At 51.6% G+C, this 2,311-nt stretch carries 2 protein-coding genes; one reads left to right on the plus strand and one right to left on the minus strand.

Annotation, left to right across the window (positions count from 1 at the left end; genetic code table 11):
- Positions 1-257 precede the first annotated feature (257 nt).
- Positions 258-1,304: a sodium:calcium antiporter gene (locus ACFS25_RS14630; protein WP_381502172.1), complete on the plus strand. Its 1,047-nt coding sequence runs from the start codon at positions 258-260 to the stop codon at positions 1,302-1,304.
- A gap of 429 nt (positions 1,305-1,733) precedes the next feature.
- Here ACFS25_RS14630 and ACFS25_RS14635 read toward each other — a convergent pair.
- Positions 1,734-2,311: ATP-binding protein (locus tag ACFS25_RS14635; protein ID WP_381502175.1), on the minus strand; the 578-nt coding region annotated here is incomplete at its 5' end.

A 2,311-nucleotide genomic window follows, 5' to 3' on the forward strand; every position in this document is an offset into this window, starting at 1 on the left:
TAACTACGGCTGAAAAGGTACTTAAGCCTCCTTTCGGCTCCTTTATCTCACTTTAAGGAGCGTTTTAATAAGACTATCAGTTTTTAATAATTGTCCAACCTAGTTAATAGCATCCGGTCTCACTACCGTTATCAGTTGACAGCCGGTCGGGGTAAAATCACTTTGAATAAAAGGCGCTCTTGAACAAGCCAATAAATGGGTGGTTTACTTAAAACACCCCGCTCCTAATTACTATTCAACCACAACGAGGCCACCTAATGTTCGATTCTGTTTCGCCACTGGTCTTAGGCCTTATTTTCGTAGCAGCGGCAATCGTTGTCTGGCGGGCGGGCATAGCGTTGTCAACTACCACAGATGCACTCGATAAACACTTCGGCCTGGGTGACGCTCTGGGAGGAACCATCGTACTGGCGATCGTGACCAATCTACCCGAAATTGCCATCACCGTAAGCGCGGCCATGAGTAATAAAGTCGAATTGGCGGTGGGAAATATTCTGGGTGGTATCGCCCTGCAAACGGTGGTACTAGTACTCCTTGATGCCGTTGGCGTCGGTAAGCAAGACACACTAACGGCCAAACAGTCGTCCCTGACACCCGTGCTGGAAGGATCGCTGGTGATTGCCATGCTGACGCTGGTGATCATGGGGCATCAGTTGCCCAGAGACCTTGTCTTCGCGCGTCTGACGCCTGACAGTGTGTTACTCGTGGGCACGTGGGTAGTCGGTGTATGGCTTGTTGGCCGAGCCCACAAGGGCCTACCTTGGCAGATTGAACCGCCGGTGAAGTCTGCTCAAGAAGAGCCCACTGCGACGAATGAACGCAATATTGGTCAAACCCTATGGCTGTTTAGTCTGGCGGCACTGGCGACACTGGCAGGCGGAGTGATGCTGGAGGAAAGTGGGGATGTGATGGCTAAACAACTGGGTATGGATGGGGTCCTGTTTGGGGCAACGGTACTGGCTGCGGCCACTTCCCTGCCTGAAGTTTCGACGGGACTGGCTTCCATCAAAAACAAGAATTACACGTTGGCCATCAGTGATATATTTGGTGGCAACGCCTTTTTGCCCGTCTTACTGGTGGTAGCAACGGTTGTTTCAGGTAAGCCCGTGCTGCCTACCGCACAAAAAAGCGATATGTACCTTACTGGCTTGGGGATTCTGGTTACTCTTCCCTACATCTATGGGGCCTTGTTTCGCCCCAAACGCCAGATCGTCCGCATGGGACTAGACTCATTGGTTGTCCTGCTCCTCTATCTTTTTGGGGCAATTGGCTTATTCGTCATCGCCAGTACAGGGTCCAAGTGAGCCAGTCGACAGACTAGGGTAGCACAGATAAACATGTTTATCCGTGCCTGGCGCGTTGGGTGAGGTCGGATCGGCTGTCGTCATTGCGTTCTCGCCAGTTAGCTTGCGCTAGAATTACCAGGAGTCGGTCATCGCCGATATGCGTCTGGCCACGCTCCTTCGTCTCAATCAGGAGCGTTTTTGTTAGACGGTTGTTTTAATACCTGTCAACTGTCATTCGTAGCATACGGGACTTGGCAAACGGCCAGTTGACAAGCAAAAAGTGGTGATGTAGCGGGCTTTAACGGCTTTGACTTCAGCGTGCAAGGCGTCCATCATTTTCCCGATGGGGCGTCATCGTCCCACCGTTGCCTCTGATCCAAGTCACCCGTTTGCGTGAGAAGGCGTCCATAATCATGTACACATAAGCTTCTCGTGACAAAATAGCGTCTACACGCTGCCGTCCGGTAAGGCTATCGGTAGAATAAGGGTTAGTGTCGTCTCCCCACAGGGGTCACCATCAAGTTGTAATATGCCTTCGTGCAGGGTCAATAGTTTTTTGACAATCGATAGCCCCAAGCCAAACCCTTGCTGTTCATAGTGATGCCGGTTAAACTGCCGATAGGGTTCAATTTGATCTATATCGGCCTGCGTAAAAGGCTGGCCCTGGTTACTGATGCGCAGGTGATACGCCTGGCCCTGGCGGTGGCCCTTTATCCGAATGGGCCCTGACCCATCCGAAAACTTAAAGGCGTTATCCAGTACTTCGGTCAAGATAAGCGCCAGGTTTTCACTCGACAAGCCTACACGAGCTGATGCTACATCACACTGGGCAACCACCGGGCAATCCTGCCACTGCTTAACCAAAAGCACTTGCTTTTCAACGCTCTCAGCATCAATGACGGCCTGACCTGTGCTGTAGCTGGGATAGGCTGCGTGCGTCGAATCAAGCTGCTCTAACAGGGCTATCAATTGCTGTTTATCCAGCGAGCGTTTCAGGCGCTGACCACTGGCTTTGATCATGGTCA

Origin of the sequence: Spirosoma flavum, from assembly GCF_042686045.1 — a bacterium.
Taxonomy (GTDB): Bacteria; Bacteroidota; Bacteroidia; order Cytophagales; family Spirosomataceae; genus Spirosoma; species Spirosoma flavum.